The following is a 26,802-nucleotide window of genomic DNA, read 5'->3' as shown; positions in this document are numbered from 1 at the left end:
ATCATGAACGCCATGATTAAAAATAACACCCCTTGGACGCCAAAAATGGCTTGACAGGGAACACGGTTGCTCTCCCTGTGGGAGAGGGGAGTAATGTTTGGTTTTCCGCCACTTCTGTCGTTGGGCGGAGAACAACCCGCATCCCCCTTCCTCGCCGGCACGGCAGGGTCAGATAATCCACCCTTGCTCCCTCCCCCGCTTGCGGGGGAGGGTCGGGGAGGGGGGAGGATAATGCGGAATGATCGTGCGTAACATCAGTGGTTAAGGCAGCTTCGCCTATACCGGGGGAAGGCCCCAGGGGTGGTCTGTGGAGGAAGTGTCTTTGTCAGGGATGCCAAAGCCAAGCCTGCAGGGACGTATTCATGGCGTCTTCCGACAGCAGACCACCCCTGGGGGCGCGAGCAGTTACGATTAAGGTTATTTGCCCGGGGCAAGCGCGGATTTTCGAAATCCACAGCCCGGCTGGCTGTGTCTCAGACTCCATGAACGAATTGACGGCGCTCCGAACATACAGCAATGGGTTCAGGGCTGGCGCCCGATTACGTGATCGTCAGACATCCTGAACCGTCTTCGCCAGCGAACTGGGAGGATGATTGAGGATAGGTTCGATAGCGCCTAAATGGGAAGCGAGTGGGATTCCGGCGCCAGCATCAGAATGGCTGATAATACTTTGTACCTTCCGGCGGATGTTATGTTCGGCTTCCAATAATTGGTCGGCTTCTTCCGGGGGCAGGGGTTTGCTGATGTAGTAACCCTGGATTTCGTTACATTGCAAATCGTGGAGGAAGCGGAGCTGGGTTTCGTTTTCCACCCCCTCGGCGGTGACCGACAGGTTCATGCCGTGGGCCATGGCAATGATGGAGCTGACCAGGGCCGCATCGGCGGGGTTTTCCGTGATATCGGTGAGAAAGCTGCGGTCGATTTTCAGATTGTCGATGGGGAAGCGTTTCAGGCAACTCAGGGAAGAATAGCCGGTGCCAAAGTCGTCCAGCGCGATACGGATGCCGCTGCGGCTAAGGGTATTCATGATTTTTACCGCCCGGTCCACGTTTTGCATCACCACCCCTTCGGTGATCTCCAATTCCAGGAATTTGGGCAGGCCGCCGGATTCCGCCACCACCTGGAGCAGTTGCTCGGCAAAGTTCTCATTTTGAAACTGAATAGGCGACAGGTTAACCGCAATCGGCACATTGCCAAAGCCCCGTTCCCGCCATATAGCAGCTTGCTGGCAAGCGGCGCGGATAACCCAGTTGCCGATTCTGTCAATGATGCCGTTGCGTTCCGCCAGGGAGATGAATTGATCAGGCGGCACCAGGCCGAGGCGGGGATGCTGCCAGCGCACCAAGGCTTCCATGCCGGAAATCCTCCCCGTTTTCAGAGAAATTTTGGGTTGGTAATAGGGCAGCAGTTCACCCCGTTCATCCGCCTTGAACAGTTCCCGGGTCAGTTGCGCCTGGTATTTGAGTTTTTTGTCGATTTCCAGGGAATAGAATCTGTGGTTATGGCGGCCATTTAATTGTTGCGCTTCCTGCAAGGCGTGGACAGCCCGGCTGACCAGCTCCTCGGCGGTTCTGCCGTCATCGGGATAGAGACTGATGCCAATGCTGACAGTAAGTTGGATTTCCAACTCATCGATGGCTAGCGGCGCTTCAAAGCCTTCCGTTATCCGTTCCACCACCCGGCTGACCGATTCGACTTGGGTCAGATCAGTAAGCAGCACCGCATATTTATCATTGTTGATCCGAGACAGGCTGTAGGTGGGGTCCTGGCCTTCCACCACGGCAATGGTATCGGTGGTGCGGAGAATTCTTTTCAGCTTGACGGAAACGGTCTTGAAGATTTTCTCGGCATCTTCCAGGGTGAGAATCTCGTCAATGTGTTGCTGGCGGCTGAAATCCAAAAGCAGCACCGCGAATTGGTTCTCGAACCGGCGGGCCCGCTCGATGGCTTGCTGCATCCGGTCAAACAGCAAAAGCTTGTTGGGCAGGCCAATGGATTCATCAAAGAATAAATTGGACGCGGAATTTTCCCGCTGTTCCAGCAGGGCTTGCTCCAGCTCCTGAATGCGCTGTTGCAGGGCGCCTGGATGTTGGAGATCGGCTTGTTCGGATCTAAGTCCCACCACGGGTGAAGACAGGGGAGACTTTTCATGCGCGGCCAGGGGCTTGGGCGGATCATCTTCAGACCGGGGTGGAGCGGGGCTGTTTTCCTGGAGCAATGCCCACTGGATGACCCGGTTTCTGCCCCTTTCCTTGGCGGTATATAAGGCTTTGTCTGCCTGATCGACTAGTTCCTGGGGGGTTTTTGCGCCGGAAGCGAGGGAAGCAACCCCCAGGCTGGCGGTAATGCGGATAGCGCTGGCCAGTTCCAGCTCTTTCCCTTCCGCCAGGGTCAAGCGGATACGCTCGGCGACTGCTTCCGCGGTGGCGGCATCGGTATCCGGCAATACCACACAGAATTCCTCCCCTCCGTAACGTCCCACCAAATCTTGAGTGCGGACGGTTTTGGTAATCACCTGGGCGACCAATTGAATGACTTTATCGCCAACGGCGTGGCCAAAGCGGTCATTGATGGATTTGAAATGATCGATATCCACCATGATGCAGCTGAGTTCTTCCTGGTGCTTTTGGGCTTCATCAAACAGGGTTTGGAAGCCGGCAAACAAGGCCCTGCGGTTGAGGCAGTTGGTCAAGGGGTCGCGGGTGGCCAATAATTGCAATTCCTGGTTTTGCCGGGAGATTTCCCGCTGGCTTTGTTCCAGGCGCTCGTTAGCCTTTTCCAGGGCCCGGTTTTTGGCGAGTAATTCGGTGACATCGTCAAAAGTGACCAAGGCGCCGCGGATTTCGTTGGCTGTGCCATGGATTGGCGCGGCTTTGACCGCAAAGGTATAAGCCCTTTGCCTTCCCGTGGCCAACACTAGCTGAACTGGCTGATTTTGCTCCTCTCCGCGCAGCACCTTGGACCAGGGGAATTCCGCTAAATCCGCTTCCTCGGTATCTACTTCCCAACCCAGTTGACGGCATTTTTTACCAATCAGCGATTGTGGCGTCAGCCCGGTTTTTTTGGCAAAAACCGCATTGGCGAAAACGATATTTTCCTTGCGGTCCAAAATCAACAACCCTTCGGCCAGGGTATCCAATGCTTTGCGCACCCGTTCGGGGATGACTGCATCGGGATTGAGTTCCTTCAGAGCGCGCTTCAAGTACACCAGATAAGCTATGAATCCTGCCAAAGCAGCAAACAGAACCACTTTGATTAATGGATTTTGCAGTATATCGCTGAAATGCGGCTTTGTTGGTTGAAAAGCGATTTCCAACTGTCCCCAAGGCTGATCCTGGCGGTAAACAGGGACCCGGATTTGGTCCAGGGTAGAAGGTTCTCCTGTCGGCAATTGCCACTTTTGGATGTGGTTTTGGGTGGCGAAAAGCAACGTGCCATCTTTTTTGCGCAAGGCTGCCGACAATAGCTTGGGATTGCGCTGGACAGCAGCTTGCAATACAGGAGCCAAAGGGGCCTGCGGATCTTCGGAAAGCGCCGCGGAGAGTTGGACCGCCAACGATTCGGCAAGCATCTTTCTGATTCGAGCCGTACCGCTGTCTTGTTCCGGCAGCAGGCCAATAATCTCACTCAACAACAAGATACTGCTGGTCAGCATGACCAGTCCCAGGCTCAATCTGGCGATGTGAGAAAGGCGATGAATGATCACGGTTGATCTCTTGATGTGTCTGGGGAGCGGGGAGTCCCATTTTCAAACAAGGTTTCCACGCCGCCATCAGGTTTGTGGGCTTCTGATTCCAGAGGTTCTAACCCTGAATCAGCCGAATCCGGCGTGCCAAGAATGGGCAGAGGATCCAGTTGTTTCCAAAAAGGCAAGGCGGACAACAAACCCGCCATCAAAGAATTAGGCCGCAAAGCCCAATGGACGGCGCCGGCAGTGAGCGCCAATGAGATTCCCGTGACGGTTTGCGAGCTGAGCTTAGATAAGTTGACCTGTTTTTCCGCTGCTTCGTCAATGTCCCGTTGGACCAGATCCAGTTCTTGCGCAAAAGCGCTGTCTTCCAGCAAGTTTAAAAATTCTGGCGCGGCGGCGGAAAGGTTGGGGATATGGAAATGCGGGGTCTGTAAAAGCCGGGTCGAAAAGGGACGAAATGTATTATCGGTTTGGTTTTGACCTGCCCCTGAAGGGATGCCCCCATCTTTCGGTTTTGTCAGATTGGCGAAAAGGTTGTCGTCGAGTACCAGAGGCGGGGGAAGTTTGCTGGCCTGTACATATTGTGATTCCGGGGCTGTGTGGGATGTATCGGTGGCTTGGGTTTCTTCCGTCAAGGGAGTGACAGGCTGCCCTTCGAAAGCGTTTTCTTCTGGAGTGTTGCGGCCGATAACATTGTGACCCATGAAATCGTCAGCCAATAGTGAACCTGTATCGCCAGCAATTGCTGGCGGCGTGGCAGGGTGGATTGGTTTGAGACTATCTGAAGGCGGTAAATACGAATCTTCTTTGCCAACGTTATCTTCTGCAGCAGGAGAAAGTTGCCTCGGGGAATTCAATGAATCCGCCGCAGGGTCAATAGCGTTGAGCAAAGCCAGCTTGTCAGGAGAAACCTTATCTTGCCCCACGTTGCTGTTGTTATTAGGACCCAGTTGGGGAGATTGAGGGGAAGAAATCTCTGGAACGGTTTCCTCAGGGTTTGTTTCTATTTCGGTGACTGGTTGTTCTGGTTCTGGGTTGTTAGTTTCCCCCGGACTATTCCCATCTTCAGCTTTGTCTGTGATTGAGTCGGCAGGAGAAACCTGGAATGAGAAAGTCTGCGCTGTGGACATTTCTCCGTCGGATACCGTCAAAGTAAAGGAATATGCCCCCGCATCGGCGGCTTCAGGTTTCCCTTTTAAAATCGCCGTGCCATTGCCCTGATTTTCCAGTTTTAACCAGGATGGCAAATTGGTGGTGGTAAATACCAATTTTTGATTGCCATTCGGGTCGCTGGCGCTGATTTGATATTGAAAGCTTTCGCCCGCTGATAAATCAGCTTGAGAGGACGAAATAATGGCTGGCGCTTCATTGACATTCGTTACAGTAACGGATAGCTGTTGAATATCCTTGCCTCCTGCAGAATCCCAAGCAGTGACTTCGACTGCATAAATACCGTCAGTATTCTGATCCGTGGGGGTTTCGTAATTGGGCGGTGCTACGAATGACAACCGGCCTGTTTCCGGGTCGATTTGGAAAAGGTGTTGATCTGCTCCGCCCGTGATAACAAAAGTAGGCTTGTCGCCTTCAGGATCGGTGGCGGTTACTGTGGTGACTTCTATTTGGTTTTCTGGAATCTCCAGGGCGGCATGATTGTCCCCGCCATCGGAATTGATGACCGGTGGTGCATTGACGGTGCCTCCACCGCCGGGTGGGGTACTGTTAATTGGGGTAATTGGAACGGAGGTCACGGATTCTACGGTGCCATGACCATCTGTATAAGAAAGGGTCACACTGATCTGCCTGCCGATGTCCTGACTGGTGACGGTATAGCTGGCATCAGCGGCCCCGGGAATATTGACGCCATCGCGTTGCCACTGATAATTGACAGTGCCCGGGAAACCATCGGCATCGGCCAGGTTATGGCTGACGCCAAGCGTATCCCCCTGGACAGGATTGGATTTGTTAATAGTGACCGCACCGGTTGGGCTGTCGTTGACGTTGGCAACGGGACCAGCCGGGCTGCTGGTGAGGGTTTCCAGATTGCCGTCGCCATCGGTGTAACTGACCTGGACGCTGATTTGGGCGTTAACGTCGTCATCCCCAAGGGTATGGCTGACACTGGTTGCAGACGGAATGACCGCGCCGTTGCGCAGCCACTGATAATTGAATGGCCCCAGGCCATCGCCATCGGCAATGGAAGAAGTGTCGGCGGTCAAGGTTTGATCTTCGCTGGGCGTGCCGTTGATGGTGGGCACTCCCGTTGGTGGTGTATTGGTATTGGAGACCGAAAGGGTGAATGTTTGAGTGGCTGTCAGTGCTCCGTCACTCACTTCCAGAATAATACTGTGATCGCCCGCGTCACTGTTAGCCGGTGTGCCTGAAAGCGTTGCTGTGCCGTCACCATGATCTGTCAAATTGAGCCAGTGGGGGAGGTTTGATGTAGTGATTGTCAGGGTTGAACCGGCATCGGGATCACTGGTAACGATGTTATATACATAGGGGCTCCCTTCCGTGGCGGAAGGAATGGGTGAGGAAGTGAAGGCAGGGGCTTCATCATTGACGTCGGAAACGGTAACCGAAATAGTCTGGCTGTCGGTCAGCGAACCATCGGAAGCTTGCACGATCACCTCGTAAATGTTGTTGCCGTCGGCGTCGGCAGGATTTTCAAAATCGGGTGCCGAGGCAAAGGATAAGGCGCCGGTGGTACTGTCAATGGTGAATTTCGCATTATCCGCGCCCCCAGCGATGCCGTAAGTAAGAGAGGCCGAGTCCATGTCCGTGGCCGTCACTGTGGTGACAGGAGTCTGATTTTCCGCCACGTTGACGGCGGCGGTTGCGCCGCCACCGTTGGAGGTGATGATTGGGGCGTCGTTTACGGGGGTCACGGATAATGTAACCAGCACCGAGTGCGCCACAGCCCCGCTTTTGTCACTTATGCTGTATACAAAACCGTCGCTGGCTGTTTCCGAGCCGTCATGGTGATAATCGACGGTGCCGTCATTGTTGACGGTCAAGGTGCCATGGAGGGGTGCGGTATCAATCGCGATACTTGCCAGATCGAGGCCGTCATCGGGGTCGTAATCATTTCCAGCAACGTTCAGCGTTGTGGTACTGCCTTCCGCGACGGAAAAATTGTCCGCCACGGCGACGGGCGCGTCATTGACCGGATTGACAGTGATATTGAAGATAGCCGCCGTTGCCGCGCCAAACCCATCGTCGACCGTAAAGTTGAAACTATCCGCAATTGTCTCGCTGCCATTATGGGCATAGACCAGCCGGCCGTTGTCGATATCGTCCTGGGTAAAGGCATCGGAGTTGTTTAGAGTTGTTCCGTTGAGCTTCAGGGCGCCATTGGCGGGGACGGCAGTGATGGTATAGACGATTTGAGCGGGCCCTTGCTCCACGTCAGAGGTTGACAGCAGGGTATTAGTGATTGTCGCGGTTGCTTCTTCGTCGAGCGTGAGGCCGGCATTGGTATCAAGTGATTGCTCGTCATTGATCGGCGTGATTGTAATATTCCGTGTCTGGATATTGCTATCGACAGTTCCGTCGTTAACCGTGAAAGTTACGGTCCGGGTTAGAGGTGAAGGGGTGTTTGAAGTATTGACATAGGTTACTGATTGTAATGCGGATTGATAGAATATTGGAATATCAGGGCCCGAAAGGGTAAGCGTACCACTTGAAGCATCCCAATTGCCAGTGATGTTACCAATATTTGTGAAGTGCAGCTCATCTTCACCGTTTTGATAATTACCGGTGATCTGGACAGTGGCCGATTCGATATTCTCATAGTCCGTGTCCGTTACGATAATCGAAGAAGAAACGATTGTTTCTGGATCGTTTTCTGAATAAACAACGCTTGTGTTTTCAATACCAAAAAGAAAAGGGGCGTCGTTGACTGCAGTTACGGTAATATTTCGTGTCTGCGCATTACTGTCCGCACTCCCGTCGTTGACGGTGAAAGACACTGTTCGCGTTAAAGTCGAAGGATTATCTGAGATATTGATGTAAGTCACTGATCGCAGTGCAGCTTGATAATTGGCCAACGTATCAGAGCCGGAGAGCGTCAATGTCCCGCTTGCGGAATCCCAGTTTCCGATGATATTGCTGAAGTTGGCAAAGGAGAGCACGTCCTCGCTGTTTTGATAATTACCGGTGATCTGAATCACCGCCGATTCGATGTTGGTGTCATCGACGTCGGAGAGAGTGATTGCCGAAGTAATGGCCGTAACCGGGTCGTTTTCGATATAGCTCAGCGCCGTGCTTTCGATGCCGGCTAGAATTGGAGCGTCATTGACAGAGGAAATGGTAGTGTTGATGGAGGCCAGGCTGCTACTGATAGGCGAGGTGCCGCCAGGGCTACTGGCATCGTAGGTGACTTTGACGTTTCCATTGGTAAAGCCGCCGGAATAGGTATTATCAAGGGCGCGAAAAGACAAGCCGGCGGGGGTGCCGTGGTAATCCGCGGCCGGAATGAACCGGACTTTCGAATTGACATCGAGCGCCAGCGCATTGGGAGAAACAATCGTGCCGATGTCGAACCAGGTACCGCCATTGTCGGTGGAATATTGCCATATCCCTTCCGAGGCATTCTCAGGGTTGTGGGTCACAAGTATCCCTGCCAGACTGCTGCCGACATCCACATCATTGAAACTGGATGCCAGTAGACCGCCAATGGCTTCGCCAGGTGGATTGGCGGTATCTTCCTGAATGCTTTGCAAGGAAGCGCCGCCCACCGTTGGGCTGTCATTGACGGCATTGACGGTAATGGCAAAAGTATCCTGGTCTTGTTCGCTGCTGGCATCGCCAGTCAAGCCTGGATCAGAGCCACTATTCCCAAGGTCGTTGGTGGTGATTGTGAAATTGACAGTGCCGTTGAAATCCGGGTCTGGAATGAATTGCAAGGTTTGCAGGGCGGCATTGATTGCGGCCTGGGTGCCGGTAAAAGTCATGTTTCGGTCATAAATCCCATCACCCATGGAGAAAGTCAGGCCGGTGCGGTCTCCCAGATTCAAAAAAGCGTTGCCGCCAATATTCAGATTGACTTCCAGGTTGCCGCCGTTGAGATCGGCGTCGCTTACCTGGATTTGATTCGCGCCGGTGAAGACTAAAATATTGTCTTCGTCAATGGCCGGATTTGCGGGCAAATGGTTAACGGGCGCCTCATTGACATTGCCGACTTGGATAGTAACCACTTCATCGTAAGTCAAACCTGTGGAATCGGTGACGCGGATGGTAATGTCATGACTGGTGGCGGATTCATAGTCCAAAAGGGTGCCGTTGGCTACGGTGATTTTGCCGTTGTTGTCAATGGCAAAACGCCCGCCGGCGTCGTCGGTCAAAGCATAAGTAAAAGTATCTCCCACATTGGGATCGGTTACGCTGGCGACATCGGCCACCACGGTGCCATTGGCGGCGTTTTCGGGGACAGAGATAGAGGTGTATTCGAGCTGGACATTGTCGATATGTATGTCTTCGCCGGTAGTGGAACCGGTGTTATAAAATTCTATTTTTAAAGGCTGGTTGTAAACACTGGAATAATTGGCCAGGGTGTCAGCGTCCAGATGGAGCGTGGCTTTTTTGAAAGTGCCTTCCGCTGGATCAAAGTCGTTGTTACCTACAGAGCCGAGCAGTTGATTGCCGGCATAAAGACGCATTTCCCACCCGGAAGGATCATAACCGCTGTCATATTCGTCCCCAATCCAAGCGCTGAGGGTATAACTTTCTCCAGCCTGCAAGGTTTTGGTAAGCGTTTGAGATAGGGTATTTCCTGAGGGTGATTCGTCTAAGTAGGCTATATTACTGCCTTCTGGAATATCTCTTTGATAGGCAGATGGGTCAGGATTTCCAACACCGGCAGTTCCTGAAATATCCCAATCCGTTACTGGCGTTGTCCAAACATCGTTTGCCAGTGTTTGAGATTCGAAGCCGGGATTATTGATGGTGATGGGGATGCTTTGGCTGAGTGTAATATCTGTGGGAGGATTTTGGAAATTGTAAAGCTGGGCAATTTCACCAGCAGTTAATGCCCGATTATAAACGCGCACGTCATCAACAAGACCACCTAATTCCCACTCTAGGATGCTATTTCTTGTAATTGCGCCAATTGCAACAGTGTCAGAATTGAGCACGGTATTGAGGAAATTGTTGGTTGTCGCATCTCCGTTGGAATAGATAAGGTCGCTATTTGTAAGTTTATTTCCATCCACATAGAGGCTGTTTCCGGAGCTATCCACGGTAACAGCAATATGGTGCCAGGTGCCATCGGCGATATTGGTATTAGTATCTAGCCAAATCTTATATGTTCCATTTTCAGCAATATCAAAAAAAAAATTACCCTTATTAATGCCGAGCGATGAATAGCTAGTTTTATCACCTTTATCAGAGATCGAAAAAATAGCCTGGACGCTACTACTGTCACTTGTTTGCACCCACGCTGTGACGGAACCTTCAGTCAAGGTTCCAACTGTAGCAACTGCGGAGTCAAGATTTACATAGTCACCCGTTCCATCAAGAACGACTTTCCCGGGACCAACATTATTGGTTGATGATGAATTGTTAATTGCGGCGTCACCCATGAGCGTGCCATCATTACCATTGCCGGAACTATCCGAAGTGTCACTATCCAGCGTCCAGTGCCCCACTAGGCCGGAACCGATATCCAGAACGCCATTCCAGGTTGCCTGGGTGGCCGGGGAGACGGCGATTTTCGCCTCGATGGTTCCCCGTTGGTATTCCAGATCCCAATCCCCGCCCTTGGCGGCGTTGCCGGTGAGATCGTCCGAGGCGGCGACGTCGGCGTCGGTCAACCGGGACAGTTCGTCGATCAACTGGATTCCTTCGCTGGTGGCCGCCAGGCTGCAGCCGTAGATCAGCCAATCAGCGTTGCCGCTCAGGGCGTTTTTCCAACTGGCGATGGTATCGGCGTGGGCTGCCAGTTGGCTGGGATCCAGGGTGGTATTCCCTAGCGCCACTTGCCCCGGCTGGCCGTGGGAGATCACATGCACCGCCGAAATGTCCCGGTATTGGGCCAGGGTCTGACTGATGACATCGATGCCGTTTTCATCCGGGGTAATCAAAATAATCTCGAATTTCCGTCCGGCATTGGCCGAGCGGGTGAGATCGTCGAGCAAGGTTTGATAATCGGGGGTGGCGGTGTCGATGAATACCAACTCCTGGGGGCGATTGGTATCGGAAGCGGGCGGCTGTGGAGGGATCGGGTCCGGGGAGTCTTCATCGTAGCTTGCATATTGATCGAGCAACGACGTGGCACCCTCCATCGCTGTGGCCAAAGGATCGTGCATGGCACTTAAGTCTATTGCCCCCAAGATATCGGCGGAATATAAAAACCGCGGCTCCAGCGCTTCCACCAAGGGTGCTTGCCGACGGTCGGGTGAGTGGGGTTGTTTGGATTTAGCCTTTGGCTTCATGTAGCGTTTTCATGCTCCCGTATGGGATCGATTACCGCGCCTTCCCGGTTGGAAATAGGCGGAACAGGCGGCGCGTTGGACGTGATGCGCGGCGGGTGGGGGGAGGCCTTCAGCTTGTCTGGATGCCCGCTGTCTGGCGGCGTCCAGTCCATGAATTCCAGTTGACAGCGCAGTCCGGCGGGAATTTGCTGATCGGGATTGGGCAGCGCCAAGCGGACGCCAAAGGTGCCGCTGGCGGCGTCGGCCACCTGATCCACGCGGGTTACGGTGGCGGATTGCGTGGGCTGGCCCGGTGCCTCCGGGAAAACCCGTGCCTGCATTCCAGGTTGAATTTGGCCAATCAAATCCACGGGCAGCAGAACTTCCACGTGCAGCGGATCCAGTTGCGCCAGTTGCAGAATGGGAGAGTCATCCACGAATTCGCCGGGGGCTTTGTAACGTTCTGTCACAACGCCGTCAATGGGGATATGGATGGTGCGGCGTTTCAAGGCGGCTTTGGCCCGGGTCAGCTCCAGCCGCGCCAGAAAGCGGTTGTCCTGTTCCTGACGGACTTGCAGTTGGGCCAATTGGGCTTCGGTTTCCGCCAGATCCATGTCGTTTTGGGAGATGACGGCTTTGCGGAACAGCTTTTGGCTGCGCTTCTGCCTTCTCAATAAATAACTGGCATTGGCGCGGCGCAGTTGCACCCCGGTGGTCAATCCCGCCTTGACCTGGGCCAGCTTGACGGTGGCTGCCTCCAGTTCCGAATCCAGCTGGGCCAGCACCATGCCTTTTTTGACCGGATCGCCCCGGTCCACCAGAATCTTTTCCAGCACCCCGGTGGCGGCGCTACCCAAATCCACCACTTCGCTGGGATTGATAATGCAGTCGAATCTGGCTTGTTCAGAGGCGGTGTCGGCAATGGCAGGGATGCCGCCAGTCATCAACAACAAAAAAGTAAAAATGTAAAAGGACTTTTGCATACCGTGATTGTCTCGGTAGTTGAATTTAGTTATTTGGGTTGCTTGAGATTCTATGGTGCTCAAGTCTTTCTTTCGTGGGGGTTGACGGCTTGGATGGCCGTCATCAAGCCCTCAGGGATGCGTTCACGGTGTCCCGCGAAAGAAAGACTCCGGCCCCTTGGCTGCGTATAGTTCATTGGCAAAATTCAGATCAACCCCGTAAGCCTTTATCGGCGGTAAAATGAAAAACTTTAGTAGGGTGCATTCAATGCACCAATTTTCTGGTGCGCGGAGCGCACCCTACAAAATTGCTGGTATTTACTGTTTTGGGTGTTGGCAGCGGGTTGTCAGGAATGTTGACGGCCTGGATGGCCGTCATCAAGCCCCCCATGGACGGGTTTACGGCGTTTCCCAACAAGCCGCGGCCAATACCCAGGCGTTATCCCAATGACAGCCGCCGCAACAATAACTGCCGTCCCCGTCGCAGCCACTGCCTGGCCAATGGTTCGGCGCCCACTTCAAAACGGATGTAGGCGTGACCGCCAATTCGCCGGGGTCTGACACTGGCCGGCAAACGCAATTCGACTTGAAACACTTTTTCGCTGGCGGAAGTGCCGGATGGATCCTTTCCATCCACGGTAATGTCGCCACCGCCGGCGGCGCCCAAGGCGCGGCTGGCCAGTTTTTGCGAACCCGCCGGGACAATGCGGGCAATGGATGCGGCAAAAGCGCGGTCCAATTGTTCCGCCAGCATGACTTGGGTTTTGACTTCGGTTTGCCTGACCAATGCGATATCCGATTGCGGCACCACCGCCTTGATCGTCATGCCTCCTTCGGGAATGACATAAGCTAGTGCTTCACCCTGGGTAAAAAAACGTCCCCTTTGCCGCTGCGCCTGGGGAAAAATAAAGGTGCCGTCCATGGGGCTGCGTACCAGTAGGGAAACGGCTTGTTTTTTCAAGCGATCCAGATCCGCCAGCAGCGCCGTGAGTTCATGGGCCGTGATTTCCGACTGCACCGGATCGGCAAACCGCAGGCTTTTTTTCTTGATTTCCAATTCGTGACGGCGCGCGGTTAGAACGGCGATCCGGGTCTCCAGGGACGGCGCATTAAACCTGAGCAAAGGCTGCCCTTTTTTGACCAAGGTATTGGGCTCGGCCAAAACAGCTTCCAGGAATCCATCCGCGCCGGCATAGATTTGTCCCTGAACCGGTGGCCAGACAATGCCTTTGGCATGGGTCGTCGATGCAACCGGAACCAGCAATAACCCGCTCCCGGCCAGGCCCGCCAAAAGGAAGGTCTTGGCAATGGCCCTTGCCCGCACGGGCGCCAGCGCGGGATTAAGAAACAGGAATTGGATGCCCCGATACAGCGGCAGCAGGATTTGGGTCATCAACATCCACGCCACCAACGCCACGCCCACGGCGAGATATTTACCCGCCAGATACAATGCGATGACACCGGTGAGAAACAAACGATAGACGAAGGCCAGACCGCCATAGACTAAAAACCAGGCCGGTTCCCCGGGTGCCGTCACGGGGCTGCGCGCATGCCGGATGCCGAACAAGTAACGTTGCAGCAAATACACCCAATATCGTTTGGCGCGCGTGGCCAGGTTGGGGATTTCCAGCCAATCCTGGAGCACGTAATAACCGTCGAAACGCAGCAGTGGATTGGCGTTGAAAACCAGGGTGGAGAGGCTGGCGATTAACAAGGTGTTAAAAGCGGCCTGTTTGACCAGTCCCGGCTCCACCGCCAGCCACGCCATGAGGGCGATGGCGGCGATAAACAGCTCCACCGATATACCGGCAGCCCCCACCAGCATACGCTTACGTTTTTCCCGGAACGACCAGGCCGCCGAGGCATCCACGTAGGGGACCGGCATCAGCACCAAAAATGTCACTCCCATTTCGTGGACTTCCCCACCCCAGGCCTTGACCGCCAAGGCATGACCCAATTCGTGGAAAATCTTGATGACAGGGTAAATCATCGCCATCATCATGAGGTTGCCTGAGCTGAGCAGATCTTGTTTCCAGAAAATAGTCAGCTCTCCTGCATAGGCAATCGCCAACACTAAGGCTACAGCAATGGCCGCAAGCCAAAACAGGACCGCTTGCCAGGTGAACAGGGGGTTGATCCACGGCAGCAGGCGTGTCAACAGCCGGTCCGGGTCAAGCAAGGGAAGCCGGATGGCCAATGGATTGGCCAGAACCTTGAACTTGGTCTGTCGGTATTCGCTTTGGAAACGTTCAAACAGCCATCGCACATCCGCAGAAAGTTCGCAGCGCAAGGCGTCAATGGCGAGAAGTTGGGCAGTGACCTGGATGAGTTCGTCTTCCGTGGGGGCCTGGTCGCCAAGGGAGCTATGTAGCTGGTCTAAAATTTCCGCCAGCGTGGTGACGCCGTCAAACCGGGCCACAATGGCATGGGCGACAGGATCGAGGCGCAAATGACGGCCGTTGGCCAGATTGCGCAAAATGTACCAGCGCCTTCCCCGGTATTGCTGAGGCTGGATGGAAACATGCCGGGGCAGGGCGGGCCGGAGTTGGCAAAATTTCACCCAATAGGGATGGGCTGGTTTGGAATCGGCCATAGTCATAACCCCAAAGACCATAACCACAGTTTCAGGCGTTGCCACACAGGATGGGTCCAAATCCACAACAGGCTGTGCCGGCCGGCATTGATTTTGGCGATTCCTTGCATGCCGGGGCGAAGCGCCGCATCTTTGGCGGTCAGTCGGGCTTCCACGGGAAAAGAATTGCCGGCCTCGCCGGTTTCCGCCAGGGGGATGATACGGTCAATCGTGACAGTCATGGGGCGGTCGGGTTGCGAAGCCAGGACCAGCCTGCCGGTTTGTCCCCGCCGAATGGCGGCGATATCGTGTTCGTCCACCTGAATCAGAGCGTGGTAGTTCTCCAGCGGCGCCACTTCGAATAGCACCTGGCCGATTTTCACCGGGGCGCCAAGGGACTGGCTGAGATCGCCACGGATGATGACGCCATCGATGGGGGATCGTAATTGGGTTTTCGCCAGCGCTTCCTGGACCAATTTGAGTTCCGCCTCCGCCTGATTCAATTGGGCCCGCGCCACTCCCATTTGCACCCGGTCCCGCCGGGCCAGGGCTTGGTGGTATTCTTGTTGCCGTTTTCGCAGCTCGCTTTGCCATTTTTGCTGCTCGCTCAAAAGGTGGCTGTCTTCCAGGCTTGCCAGCACGTCGCCCGCTTGTACCGTATCTCCGGGGCGCACCCAAACCTTCTTCAGATACCCTTCCTGGGGGGCGACTATGGCTTGCACCAAGGTGCTTTGCAGGACCGCCGGGGCGGTTACCCGGTATTCTCCTTCAAAAAATGCCGAGAACAGGGTGGCAGCCAATAACACCGCGCAGGCGGACTTTAACTTCCAATGGCCCGGGCCAAAGAGCCTGGTTGCCAGGGTTTTCAGGGAACCGGCGATCTGGCCAAGCAAGCGCTGTTTTTGTTGCCACTTCAGCTCCAGGGCGGGGGCAATCAAATTGACAATGGACTGGCAAAAGGCGATGGTTTCGGAATCAAAAGGCTGATGGCTGCGTTCCAGGGTGAGGGCGCCCAGCGGCTGCGACATGCCGGGCAGTGGCAAGGTGCATAGATAAGGATGACCTTGACCTTTGGCCAATTCAGAGTGAGCGCGGGTGACCAAGGGGCGTGATTGCTGCGGATAGCTGATAATGGCAGCTTGATCCACGGCTTCTTCCATGGCGGCTTCAATGCGTTGGATCAGCGCCATGCGGGAATCGAACCTTGCGGTATGGGAGATGGATTGCAGGCGCACGCGCAAGTTTTGCCGCAGCCCCAGGCTGACCCGTTCGCATTGGAAGTATTTGGCCAGCTTGTTGGTGATTTCCATGAGGATTTTATCCATCGGTTCCCGGCTCAGGACAGCGGAAAGGCACTCGAATAAAATGGTGGCATGTTGGTGCTGGATCTTACGATGGTGGCGGGCGAGGGATTCCAGCCACACCGCGCCCCATTGCAACAGTTGTGATACAGTGCGTTGTTGAGGCTCCGCCCGGTGGCTGAAAGCGATGGAAATGATACACACGGTATTTGGATTGAGGCGCACCGGCAGCGCCACCACGTCACAATGACGGCGGTCGCCGAAGTTGCACGCCCTGAGGGATTGAACGATGCTCTCCCCCACGGACAGAGCCTGTGTCGCGGCCTTCTTCAATAATGCGGCCGGTTGATCTGTTGGCCAGGCGGTGACGGGTTGCAAATCCTTGTGCTTGGCATCCGGCAGGAATATGGCGCCCTGCATGACCCCGGCAATCATCCGGCATTGCCAGTCCAGCCAGTCCTGAAACCAGGCTGTGGGAATGGCATTGTCCTGAACATCCGATGCTTGCGATTCCGGGGCTGGTTCGGCCGGGGGCTTGCGGTTTTGCCCCTTGCCTTCCGGGGGTGATGTCTGCCGGGACTGGTTGGCCTTTTGGCTTGCCTCCAGCAATATGCTTTCTTCCATCGATTTCTTTGATGCGCCTCACACAAATCATTAAAGTATCAATGGAAGTTTAGAACAGATTTGAAAAATGCCCTTTCTGAAGCAACCTAAATTTTGCAAGTGATTCGAGCACCGAAGGTGTCAGGCAAGGCTTTAGGCAAGGCGGCAAGCCAATTTTCGCGCAGGCGTGGCAACGCTGTTTCGAGCATAAAATTGGTGCGGCCAACGCAGCATAAAGGCTTGATTTGGCGGCTGAATGCCGAAACACTTGCAAAATTTAGGTGCAATGAAATAGTCCATTGCATTTGTTTGATAAGCGTGAAAGAATCTGCAGCGCGCGAGCGGCACGAACAGGTCATAAACAATTATCATTCAACCGCCGATCATTGATGACAGAGAGCTATAACCCCAAACGTTTCCCCATCCACTCCCTTCTGCCACAATCCGGCGCCATGTGCCTGTTGGACAGAATGCTGTTTGTCAGCGAAGAAAAGGTGGAAGTTTCGCTTAAAGTGCGCGATGACGGATTGTTTTCAAAAGGCAGCGTGGTGCCTGCCTGGGTTGGGATTGAATATATGGCCCAGGCGGTGGCGGCCTGGTCGGGCTATCAATGTTTGCGCCGGGGAGAGCCGATCCGTATTGGTTTATTATTGGGCACCAGGCATTACCAATGCAGTGTTGCCGAATTTTCATGCGGGACGGAATTGGAAGTCAGGGCCCGGCTCAATTTCCAGGCGGCCAACGAGATGAGTGTGTTTGACTGTGAAATCCACGGCCCGCAGATCAGCGCTACCGCCATGCTGAATGTGCTGTTACCGAAAAATATCGAACCTTTTTTACAACAAGACGTAATGTCATGACGAATGCACAAAAAACGGTTTTGGTTACCGGCGCCAGCCGCGGGATCGGCCGGGCCATTGCCCGGCGGTTGGCCGCCGAAGGTTATACTTTGGTTTTACATTGCCGGAGCCGGCGGGCAGCGCTGGAATCGTTGGCGGAGGAATTGACGGCGAAGGGTTGCGCCGCGCGGATATTGCAGTTTGATGTCGCGGACCGGCAAACAGTCGCCGGTATGTTGACCAAGGATATCGAAGCCCATGGGGCATATTACGGGGTGGTCTGCAACGCGGGCGTTGCCAGGGATGCGGCTTTCCCGGCCCTGACCGGGGAAGACTGGGATGGGGTGGTGCATACCAATCTGGATGGTTTTTATAATGTGCTTCACCCTGTCATCATGCCCATGATCCGGCGCCGCAAGCCGGGGCGCATCGTGACTTTGTCTTCGGTATCCGGGCTGATTGGAAACCGGGGGCAGGTCAATTACAGCGCCGCCAAGGCCGGGATCATCGGCGCCAGCAAAGCCTTGGCGTTGGAGTTGGCGAAACGCCAGATCACTGTCAATTGCGTGGCGCCGGGTTTGATTGAAACCGATATGGTGGAGGATCTGCCCCTGGAAGAAATTCAGGCCATGATTCCCCAGCGGCGTATTGGCAAGCCGGAAGAAGTCGCTGGCGTGGTGGCCTTTTTATTGTCCAAGGATGCCGCCTATATCACCCGCCAAGTGATTGCCGTCAACGGAGGCTTGTGTTGACCCGCCGGGTGGTGGTGACCGGCATGGCCGGCATTTCATCCCTGGGCTCGGATTGGCCCGCCATTCAAAAGCGTCTGCGCGAACAACGCAACGCCGTTCAATTGATGGAAGCGTGGCGTTGTTACGAAGGTTTGCATTGTCATTTAGGGGCGCCGGTGACTGACTTTTCCCTGCCCAGTCATTATTCCCGCAAACACACCCGCAGCATGGGACGGGTCGCCCAGATGGCGGTGCGGGCCAGCGAAATGGCTTTGGAAGACGCCGGGTTGCTGGGTGATCCGGTCATTTCCTCCGGCCAAACCGGGGTGGCTTATGGTTCTTCGGTAGGCTCCACGCCGGCGATTGCCGATTTTGGCTATATGCTTCTCCACCATAAAATTGGCGCCTTGAACGCCAATACTTATTTGAAAATGATGGGACATACCACCGCTGTGAATGTGGCCATCTTTTTTCAAATCAAGGGGCGGGTGATTCCGGCCGTCAGTGCATGCACCTCCGGCAGCCAGGCGATTGGTTACGCCTATGAGGCCATCAAATACGGTCACCAGGAAGTAATGATTGCCGGGGGCGCGGAAGAATTGTGTCCCACCGAAGTGGCGGTCTTCGATACTTTATACGCCGCCAGCGTTCGTAATGATCACCCGCAAACCACGCCACGCCCCTTTGACGCCGACCGGGACGGGCTGGTGCTTGGGGAAGGAGGATGCAGTTTGATTTTGGAGGAACGGCAGCGGGCCCTGGCCCGGGGCGCCACGATTTATGCAGAAGTGGTGGGGTTTGGCACCAATTCCGATGGCGCCCACGTCACCCAGCCCTCCAGCGAGACCATGCAAGTCGCCATGACCATGGCATTGGCCGACGCCGGCATGACACCTGAAGAAATTGGCTATATCAGCGCCCACGGCACCGCCACGGCCCAGGGCGATATCGCAGAAAGCCAGGCCACGTTCAATGTTTATGGGAGTAAAGTGCCCATTAGCAGTCTTAAAAGCTATACCGGCCATACTTTGGGGGCTTGTGGCGCGCTGGAAGCTTGGGTGGCGATTGAAATGATGCGGAGCGGGGAATTTCACCCCAATCTTAACTTGAAAAATCCCGATCCTGAATGTGCGCCGCTGGATTATATCGCGGGGGGGATGCGGCGAATCGAGTGCGAAGCGGTGGCAAGCCACAATTTCGCGTTTGGGGGCATCAATACGGCGTTGATATTCAAGCGCTGTTAATTAAGGCTTCTTTCGCCTTAGTTGGCACGGGTTGCAAACCGGTTCTTCTGAGATGGTTACTCTGTTTTCATGTCGCTCGAATTACAATACCAGCTAAAACAATGGTGCGCCTGGCTGCCCCCGGAATTGCGATCCAGTTCCTCAAGCGGTTGGAAAAACGGCGGTCTCTTGCCGGGGCAAACGCCCGATGTTTCTTTTCTGCCCTTAATGCAACGGCGGCGTTTATCACCCATGGCAAGGGCGGCGCTGGCAGTGGCATGGCCTTGTCTGGAAGGGATAAATGCCATTCCCGCCATTTGCGCTTCCTTGCACGGAGAAACCCATTATTGTTTCCCTATTCTTAATACCCTTGCCGAAAGCGCGGATGTTTCGCCTACGGAATTCACCTTATCGGTACATGGCGCGGTGGGTGCTTTACTGAGCCAGTACGCCAGAAACCGGGCGCCCTATGTTGCGCTCGCCCCGGGGGCTGAAGGGTATTCAGCAGCGCTTGTGGAAGCGTTTTGGTTTATTCGGAATCAAGAAAAGCAAGTACTGGTATTATTGTATGAGCAGCCTCTGCCACCGGTGTATCACGCCTACGCAGCCAATCCTCCCGGGGTGATGGCATTGGCCATGCGACTGGAAGCTGGTAATGATGAAGGAATGCTGCTTACTATCAAGCGGGAAGGGGAAAAAATCAGCGGGGAAATGAAAGACCCATTGCTGAGCATTATTTTGGCATTATGCTGCAAAGGCCAGGAAGTTCTTCTGCCGGGAAGGTTGGGTGCCTGGCGCTGGCTTTTTGCCGATTCCCAAAGTTCTGAAATTTCTGTAAATGCTATCTAAATACTGGAACCCTTTGCAAAAAAAACTTCGCTGGATAATCCGTTTTGGCGTGACGGTAATCAGTTACAGTGTTTATGGACTGGGGTCGTTTCTATTATGGTATGGCATTTATCCCCTGACATCGTGGTGGATAAAACCCTCGGAGCGTCCCGCCCATGCCCGTCATTTAAGCTATCTGGCGTTTAATTTTTTTGTCCGCTTTTTAAATTTCATAGGTTATTGGCGCTATCAAGTAATAGGCGCCGATAAATTGCGGAAGCCAGGCAGGGTGATTGTCGCCAACCATCCTTCCTTCCTGGACATTGTGTTGTTGTTTTCCCTGGTGGATAACGCCGTTTGCGTGGTGAAACCCAGTCTGGCCAGGGTGCCTTTGGTCAGCGCGCCAATCCGCCGTTGCCGCCATATCACCGCGGAAACGCCCCAGCGGTTGATTGCCGATGCTGTTATTGCCTTGCGAAATGGGGCGTCATTGATACTGTTCCCACAAGGGACTCGCACGCCACCGGACTTGCCTGTTCATTTTCAACGCAGCGCCGCGCGCATCGCCTTGGAGGCGAAGGTCCCCATTGTTCCCGTTTTTTTCTGCTATCAACCCTTGCTCCTGGGAAAAGGGCAGTGGTGGTACAATTTACCTGACAAAACCCCTACTGTGCTGGCGGTAGTGGGAGAAGAACTCAACCCCAAACGTCTGATTGACCCGGCGCTTCAGCTTTCCATAGCAAGCCGCCGCCTTACCCAGATGTTGGAAAGCCGTCTCAGCGAGTTAGATAAGCGCTATGGATTCTCTGGAAAATGACTTGAAGTCCCTGATAATCGAGGTCTTTTCTCTGGATGAATTAAAGCCCGAAGATATCGATAGTCATGCGCCCTTATTCGGAGAAGGTCTTGGTCTGGATTCGATTGATGCGCTAGAATTAGGATTGGCGCTGAAAAACCGCTTTGGCATCATCATTACCGCAGACACCCCGGAAGTACGCACTATTTTTTCTTCAATCGCCCATTTGGCTGATTATATTCGCCACATTCAATCCTCCTAGATGAAAAATAAACAAGAGATTTTTGACACGCTACGCCAACTTTTCGAAGAAATGTTCGAGATCAATCCCTCCCAGGTTGAGATGGAAACCACTTTTCAGGCGCTGGATATCGACAGCATCGATGCGGTGGATTTGATGGTGCGTCTGCATGAAATCACTGGCAAGCGCATAGCACCGGAAGATTTCAAAAATATTCGCACGGTTGGCGATGTTGTCGAGGTCATAGAGCGCTTGCTCAATTCCTGACCACTTCTGGAAATGATGATATGTTCCGCCGGGTGATGCTGCTTTTGCTGGGACTTGCCACCGCAGCTTACCCTGCCATCGTCTATTTCACGCTCGATTGTCTTGATCCCCGTTGGTTGCTGGCCGGGATAGCCGTCTTACTGGCTTTCAGAAGCCTATTTTTCATTACCAGGATATCTTGGAAAACCGCTTTGATTGCCTGTGCTTTGTTAATGGGGTTGCTGGGCTGGCAGAGTTTTGGAAGAGCTTCCGTGCTTTGGTATCCAGTCATTGTGAATGCCTTGTTTTTGCTGGCATTTCTTTGGTCACTCTATCATCCACCGCCTGTAATTGAACGCTTGGCTCGGTTAACAGATCCCGATTTGCCTCCGGAAGGGATAGCTTATACCCGCAAGGTAACCTGGGTTTGGTGCGCTTTTTTCCTTATTAATGGCATCATCGCGGCGATGACTGTTTGGCATGCCGATATGGAGATCTGGGCATTGTACAATGGTTTTCTCGCTTATTTGTTCATGGGGCTGTTGATGGCCGGAGAATATGTCGTGCGCCAGAAGGTTAAAAAATCTTTTAATCATGCCTGAAACCAAGCTTTTGCCTCAAATTTTAAGGGTTGTCAAAGAGGATAACCGGTTAACCTTGCACCTGAAAATTCCCGAAGACCTTGTCTATTTTGAAGGACATTTCCCCGGCCTTCCCATCCTTCCTGGCGTGGTCCAGATTCATTGGGCAGCGGAGCTGTTTTTGACCCACTGGCAAACGCCAATAAGGTTTCAACGAATGGAAGTCATCAAATTCCGTCATCTTTTACGGTCGGCCATGGAAGTTGAATTGCGCCTGGATTTTGATGCTGACAAGCGCCGGCTGGTGTTCGAGTATTATTCAGACCAGCGGCAATACAGTTCCGGCCGGATTTATTGGCAGCCTTTATGATGTTTCGTCCCTGCGCGGTAATACCGGTTTACAATCATAGCGAGCAACTGCCAGGGATTGTCGAGCGGTTGGGTGAATTGGGCCTGAGCTGCCTGTTGGTCAATGACGGCAGTGATGATGTTCACACTAATAAAATCCGTTCCCTAGGTTTAAAAAAAGATGCTGTGGAAGTGATTGAACATTCGTTCAATCAAGGCAAGGGGGCGGCGGTGAAAACCGGACTGCGGTCGGCTTGGGAGCGGGGTTATTCCCATGCCTTGCAAGTGGACGCGGATGGCCAGCACGACTTGACGCAAGCGGAGGATTTCCTTTCCCTGGCCCGGACTCATCCCGATCATTTGATTTGCGGACGTCCCCGTTTTGATGATTCCATCCCCAAGGGGCGTTTTTATGGCCGATACCTGACCCATGTTTGGGTATGGATCAATACCGGTTCCTTTGCGATCCCCGATGCCATGTGCGGTTTTCGTATTTATCCGCTCGCCGTTGTCATCCCGCTGTTGTCAGAAAATACCTTGGGAGACCGGATGGAGTTTGACATCGAAGTGCTGGTGCGTGCCCATTGGCGGAATATTCCCATGAGGTGGCTGCCGGTTCGGGTTCATTATCCCCGGAATAATCGTTCCCATTTCCGTTCATGGGAGGATAATTGGCGAATCAGCAAGATGCACGCAAAATTGTTTTTCCACCAGCTTTTTCATCAACAATGGCGGCACCGGAATTGACTGAAAAGACGGGCATGCATTGGGCGGCAATGGAAGAACGCGGCGTTCTGTGGGGAATGCGGTTTTTGGTGGGGGTCTATCTGTTTTTTGGGCGATGGCCTTTCCGGGTTTTTCTTTATCCGGTGGTGGGTTATTACTTCATCGTCAATTCCCGTGCCCGGGCGGCATCGCTGGATTACCTGAAGCATCTGGCGGAATTTGCCCCGGAATTGGGCTTAACAAACTGTTTTCGTCACAGTTATCGTCATTTTCTATACTTTGCGGAAAACCTGCTGGATAAGATTATTGTCTGGTTGGGACGGTTTGATAGAAGTCATTTGCGATTTGATAAGACCGAGTTATTGGCGTTGTTTGAAAGGGGGGAAGGCGCCCTGGTGGTGGCCTCTCACCTGGGAAATCTGGAAATTTGCCGGGCGCTGGCGGACTTTCAACAAAGGGTCAGGCTCAATATTCTGGTGCATACCAAGCACACGGAAAAATTCAATCGTTTACTGTCCAGCGTGGACAAGGCAAGCCACGTCACTTTGATTCAAGTGACTGAAATCAACCCGGCCATCGCCATCCAATTGTTCGAAAAAGTCCAGCGCGGTGAATTTGTGGTATTGGTGGGTGACAGGATTCCAGTAGGCAGTCCTCAGCGCACAGTAACATTGCCTTTTATGGGCAAGCCCGCGCGGTTTCCCCAGGGCCCTTATCTTTTGGCGCATCTATTGAAATGTCCGGTTTATACATTGTTTTGTTTTCGAAAAGAGGATGGCTGCTATCACATTCATTTCGAAAAGCTCCTGGACCAGGTTCGGCTGCCCAGTAACCGTTCACTGCGCCGACAAGCCGTAGAGCAATACGCCCGCCCTTATGTCAAGCGGCTGGAAGCATACTGTCTGCAAGCGCCGCTGCAATGGTTTAACTTTTATTGTTTCTGGGAAGAAGATGGATCTGAGTGACCAGGATCTGCCCAGCGCTGAAGTCTTGATTGACGTGCCTTTCTTCGACGCGGATATGCTGGGGATTGTCTGGCACGGCCATTACGCCAAGTATTTCGAAATCGCCCGTTGCGCCTTGCTGGACAAGTTGGACTATGACTATTTGACCATGAAGGAAACCGGTTATGTGTGGCCGGTGATTGAACTCAATATCCGCTACATAGCCCCTGCCCGCTTTGGCCAACAAATCCGAGTGACCGCCGCGCTCAAGGAATATGAATACCGGATGCGAATCCGTTATGAAATTCTTGATGCAAAAACAGCGAATCGGTTGGCCAAGGGGATGAGCAGTCAGGTGGCGGTCAATGTGGAGAGCGGGGAGATGTGTTTTGGTTCTCCCCGCGTGTTTCTTGAAAAATTGCAGGCTTTTGTCAGGCGTCCCCCCCAAAAGCCTTAATAACCCTATTCTTGATCTGTCACAATCAAATCCTTGGCCTGGGATTTAAACCGGATTGCCCGGTCCAGCATGCGGTTGCGCCAGCGCTGGTTGGCGGTGCGGCGGGCGATTTTTTCCAATCGTAATGCCCGGCGCAGTTTAATGACTGCCTGAGGGTAAACATTGAGGGCGCCGCCTTGCAGTACTTCCAGGGCATCTTCGGTTTCCGCCAGGGCCAGGGTGATTTCCTTGCGGCTATCCTGTCTGTTCAATACCTTGGCTTTCTGATCCAGGCGGTTGGAGCTGTCGATATTTTCCACTGCGTTGATGGCGCGCAGGAACAAGGCAATGGCGGTCATCTGGCTGGCGTCCAGCTTGATTTGCCGGTTGGAACCCGAACCGGTCAGCGCGCCCGGCGAATTATTGAAAGCCGGCCCCGTGTAAAACGCCACCACCTGTTCAATGGTATTGACGGAATTGTTGTGGAAATAGGGCGGCGTATCGGCGGCTTCAATCACGGTTTGGGTGCTGAACCGCCCATCTCCGAAACAGGGTTGATCCAGATTAGGACCGCAATTACGCGGCTCCTGGCCGAAACCACCGTCGTATGCGATGGCCGGATCCAGCAGGTGGGCGGGGGTATCCGGGGCATTTTCCACGCCAGTGTCGCGGATCGGGTTGGCGTGGGTGGAAGAACTATGGCCGCCGCCGTTGACATGGCAGCCCTTGCAATTGGCGGACTGGCCGAAGACCGGGTTGCCTTCGTCGTCCACCGGGTTTTTCTTGGTGTTGAACAGCAGCTTGCCCCGTTCCACAATCGGGTTATTAAACACCATGGTTTCCAGGTCGGGGTCTTGCTGGCGTCCCAAAGACAACATATAGGCTTCCAGGGCGTCCAGTTCATATTCGGTGGGCAGGCGGAAATCCACGCCTTCCTCCCGGTTGAGCGTGCGGGTCATGTGTTGGCGAATGGCGCCGACCGCAAACATGCACAGGGAACCGTCGCCGGACCAGCCGGTGGAACTGGCGATCACATCGCTGTCTTCGTCCTCCACGTCACTGGAAGTGATAAGGGATAAGATATGAGGAACACCGCGCAGGACAGGTGGCCGGTAAAAGCCATCCATATTGGCCTGGAAGAGGGCCAGTTGCCTCAATAAAACAGGATGCTCCAGTCCGGCCAGATCGGGATTATGCTCGTGAACAAACAGCGGATCATCGCTGGGCAATTTGGCAATGTAGTTGGGGTCGATGGTGAAATTGTTATCCTCCCGGTGACAGGTGCCGCAGGTCCGGCCATTGCCGTCAAAGGTTTCCTCGTGAAAAATCCGCCTTCCCTCGGCAATCAAATCGGTCAGCAGCGCGTTGGTATCTTGCGCGGCGTCGGCCATCGCCGGCTTGGGCAGCAAAAAGGCCAGGGCGGGACGCGCCGGGGAAGACGTTTGGGTGGTGCCCACCCGGGCTAATTGCCAGGGCCGCCTCTGATGGTAAAGGCGTTGGAACAGGGATGGGCTGCCAGCCAGCGTGATTCTGGCCTCTGGATCTCGGTCATCGGTGGTGATGGTCACTTTGTCGATATGAAAGCCGGGCGGAAACAAATCCGCGGACAGGCGGGTATTAAAAGCTATTCGTCCGTCCTTGCCGGGCGCCAGGTTGCCAACCTGGATGGCGCGGGTTTGCTTGCCACCGCCATCGTCCGGCTTGTCCACCAGCCAGAGGCTATAGGTTTTTTTCTCCGCGTTTGTCAGGGTAACGGTCAGTTCGCCGTTTTTCAGATTCAGACGGAATTGACCACGGATCAGCCGTTGGGCTTCTTCGTGAGGAGCCCTCAGAGCGATGGTCAATTGATCCGGGGCTTTGCTTTGCTGGCTGGCTTGCCAGCGCTCAAAATGCCTGGCCAGGGTTTGTGCATCGCCCATACCGGTGAAGACAGCATTTTCCGGGTCGGGATTTCCTTTGTCCAACAAAAGCGCCCCACTGCCCGCAACCAGGAAGAGCGATGGTATTGCCAGTAACTTCGTGAACAGATGTTTACGGGGTTTTTTCATTGCTATCCCCATGTAATTTTTGAGGTTTTTATCAAAAAAGAAAAGGGCATCGCATAGATACCCTTTAAAGTCTTTGAATAGGGGATCAGTAAATCCTACGCCTTCAGGCGGCAAAGCCATTCCACTCCCTCGCCCCTTGGGGAGAGGGTTGGGGAGAGGGGTGTTACGCAAGATGGCTTGATTTTGCACCCTTTCCCTGGCCCTTGTATATTGTATCCACCATGAAGAACTTGATTTGGTCCGGTGCGATAGTTCGATGGCCCTCTGGGAAGCAGAG

At 53.9% G+C, this 26,802-nt stretch carries 20 protein-coding genes; 13 read left to right on the top strand and 7 right to left on the bottom strand.

All coding sequences use genetic code 11. The features are described 5' to 3' along the window. Positions 1 to 550 precede the first annotated feature (550 nt). The 3 genes from AXA67_08390 to AXA67_08380 are packed head-to-tail and all read right to left on the bottom strand — an operon-like array spanning position 551 to position 12,083. Entirely contained in the window at positions 551 to 3,706 is a 3,156-nt protein-coding gene (locus AXA67_08390; GenBank protein KXJ40825.1) for a hypothetical protein, read from the bottom strand. Then, entirely contained in the window at positions 3,703 to 11,121 is a 7,419-nt protein-coding gene (locus AXA67_08385) for a hypothetical protein (GenBank protein ID KXJ40824.1), read from the bottom strand. The genes AXA67_08390 and AXA67_08385 overlap by 4 nt, the downstream gene beginning before the upstream one ends. After that, positions 11,118 to 12,083, bottom strand: a complete 966-nt coding sequence (locus AXA67_08380; GenBank protein ID KXJ40823.1) for a hypothetical protein — start codon at positions 12,081 to 12,083, stop codon at positions 11,118 to 11,120. The genes AXA67_08385 and AXA67_08380 overlap by 4 nt, the downstream gene beginning before the upstream one ends. 247 nt (positions 12,084 to 12,330) lie before the next feature. Between AXA67_08380 and AXA67_08375 the strand changes: the two genes are divergently transcribed. Continuing rightward, positions 12,331 to 12,513, top strand: coding sequence for a hypothetical protein (locus tag AXA67_08375; protein KXJ40822.1), 183 nt, complete (start codon positions 12,331 to 12,333; stop codon positions 12,511 to 12,513). On the opposite strand, the gene AXA67_08370 is transcribed toward AXA67_08375, so the two are convergent. The 3 genes from AXA67_08370 to AXA67_08360 all read right to left on the bottom strand — a co-directional run bounded on the left by AXA67_08370 (position 12,502) and on the right by AXA67_08360 (position 16,897). Next, entirely contained in the window at positions 12,502 to 14,655 is a 2,154-nt protein-coding gene (locus AXA67_08370) for a hypothetical protein (protein KXJ40821.1), read from the bottom strand. The genes AXA67_08375 and AXA67_08370 overlap by 12 nt on opposite strands. A gap of 2 nt (positions 14,656 to 14,657) precedes the next feature. Continuing rightward, positions 14,658 to 16,559: a hypothetical protein gene (locus AXA67_08365; protein ID KXJ40820.1), complete on the bottom strand. Its 1,902-nt coding sequence runs from the start codon at positions 16,557 to 16,559 to the stop codon at positions 14,658 to 14,660. An 86-nt stretch (positions 16,560 to 16,645) separates the two neighbouring features. Then, a complete protein-coding gene (locus AXA67_08360) occupies positions 16,646 to 16,897 on the bottom strand; it encodes a hypothetical protein (protein ID KXJ40819.1) in 252 nt (83 codons plus the stop codon). A 93-nt stretch (positions 16,898 to 16,990) separates the two neighbouring features. Here AXA67_08360 and AXA67_08355 point away from each other — a divergent pair, with 93 nt between their 5' ends. The 12 genes from AXA67_08355 (at position 16,991) to AXA67_08300 (ending at position 24,498) form a co-directional block, all read left to right on the top strand. Continuing rightward, complete coding sequence (locus AXA67_08355; GenBank protein KXJ40827.1) at positions 16,991 to 17,398, top strand: 3-hydroxylacyl-ACP dehydratase; 408 nt, start codon at positions 16,991 to 16,993, stop codon at positions 17,396 to 17,398. Continuing rightward, entirely contained in the window at positions 17,395 to 18,129 is a 735-nt protein-coding gene (fabG, locus tag AXA67_08350) for a beta-ketoacyl-ACP reductase (protein ID KXJ40818.1), read from the top strand. The genes AXA67_08355 and fabG overlap by 4 nt, the downstream gene beginning before the upstream one ends. A gap of 23 nt (positions 18,130 to 18,152) precedes the next feature. Beyond that, a complete protein-coding gene (locus AXA67_08345; protein KXJ40826.1) occupies positions 18,153 to 19,352 on the top strand; it encodes a beta-ketoacyl-ACP synthase II in 1,200 nt (399 codons plus the stop codon). 69 nt (positions 19,353 to 19,421) lie between these two features. Continuing rightward, a complete protein-coding gene (locus tag AXA67_08340; GenBank protein ID KXJ40817.1) occupies positions 19,422 to 20,180 on the top strand; it encodes a hypothetical protein in 759 nt (252 codons plus the stop codon). Next, positions 20,170 to 20,976, top strand: a complete 807-nt coding sequence (locus tag AXA67_08335; protein KXJ40816.1) for a hypothetical protein — start codon at positions 20,170 to 20,172, stop codon at positions 20,974 to 20,976. Before AXA67_08340 ends, AXA67_08335 begins: the two co-directional genes overlap by 11 nt. Next, the gene (locus AXA67_08330; GenBank protein ID KXJ40815.1) at positions 20,957 to 21,217 is read left to right on the top strand and encodes an acyl carrier protein; all 261 of its coding nucleotides are present in this window, start codon (positions 20,957 to 20,959) and stop codon (positions 21,215 to 21,217) included. The genes AXA67_08335 and AXA67_08330 overlap by 20 nt, the downstream gene beginning before the upstream one ends. Continuing rightward, the gene (locus AXA67_08325; GenBank protein ID KXJ40814.1) at positions 21,218 to 21,463 is read left to right on the top strand and encodes an acyl carrier protein; all 246 of its coding nucleotides are present in this window, start codon (positions 21,218 to 21,220) and stop codon (positions 21,461 to 21,463) included. A 20-nt stretch (positions 21,464 to 21,483) separates the two neighbouring features. Next, positions 21,484 to 22,044 (top strand): hypothetical protein, encoded by a 561-nt coding sequence (locus AXA67_08320; protein ID KXJ40813.1) that lies wholly within the window; start codon positions 21,484 to 21,486, stop codon positions 22,042 to 22,044. Beyond that, entirely contained in the window at positions 22,037 to 22,393 is a 357-nt protein-coding gene (locus AXA67_08315; GenBank protein KXJ40812.1) for a hypothetical protein, read from the top strand. Before AXA67_08320 ends, AXA67_08315 begins: the two co-directional genes overlap by 8 nt. After that, positions 22,393 to 23,118: a glycosyl transferase gene (locus AXA67_08310; GenBank protein ID KXJ40811.1), complete on the top strand. Its 726-nt coding sequence runs from the start codon at positions 22,393 to 22,395 to the stop codon at positions 23,116 to 23,118. The genes AXA67_08315 and AXA67_08310 overlap by 1 nt, the downstream gene beginning before the upstream one ends. Then, the gene (locus AXA67_08305; GenBank protein KXJ40810.1) at positions 23,100 to 24,062 is read left to right on the top strand and encodes a lipid A biosynthesis acyltransferase; all 963 of its coding nucleotides are present in this window, start codon (positions 23,100 to 23,102) and stop codon (positions 24,060 to 24,062) included. The genes AXA67_08310 and AXA67_08305 overlap by 19 nt, the downstream gene beginning before the upstream one ends. Next, positions 24,049 to 24,498 (top strand): 4-hydroxybenzoyl-CoA thioesterase, encoded by a 450-nt coding sequence (locus tag AXA67_08300; protein ID KXJ40809.1) that lies wholly within the window; start codon positions 24,049 to 24,051, stop codon positions 24,496 to 24,498. The genes AXA67_08305 and AXA67_08300 overlap by 14 nt, the downstream gene beginning before the upstream one ends. Positions 24,499 to 24,503: 5 nt before the next feature. Here the strand turns inward: AXA67_08300 and AXA67_08295 are convergent, their stop codons facing one another. After that, complete coding sequence (locus AXA67_08295) at positions 24,504 to 26,645, bottom strand: hypothetical protein (protein KXJ40808.1); 2,142 nt, start codon at positions 26,643 to 26,645, stop codon at positions 24,504 to 24,506. Between the last annotated feature and the right edge of the window lie 157 nt (positions 26,646 to 26,802).

The sequence above is a fragment of the Methylothermaceae bacteria B42 genome (assembly GCA_001566965.1).
Lineage (GTDB): Bacteria > Pseudomonadota > Gammaproteobacteria > Methylococcales > Methylothermaceae > Methylohalobius.
This window is presented reverse-complemented; position numbering and strand designations above follow the sequence as displayed.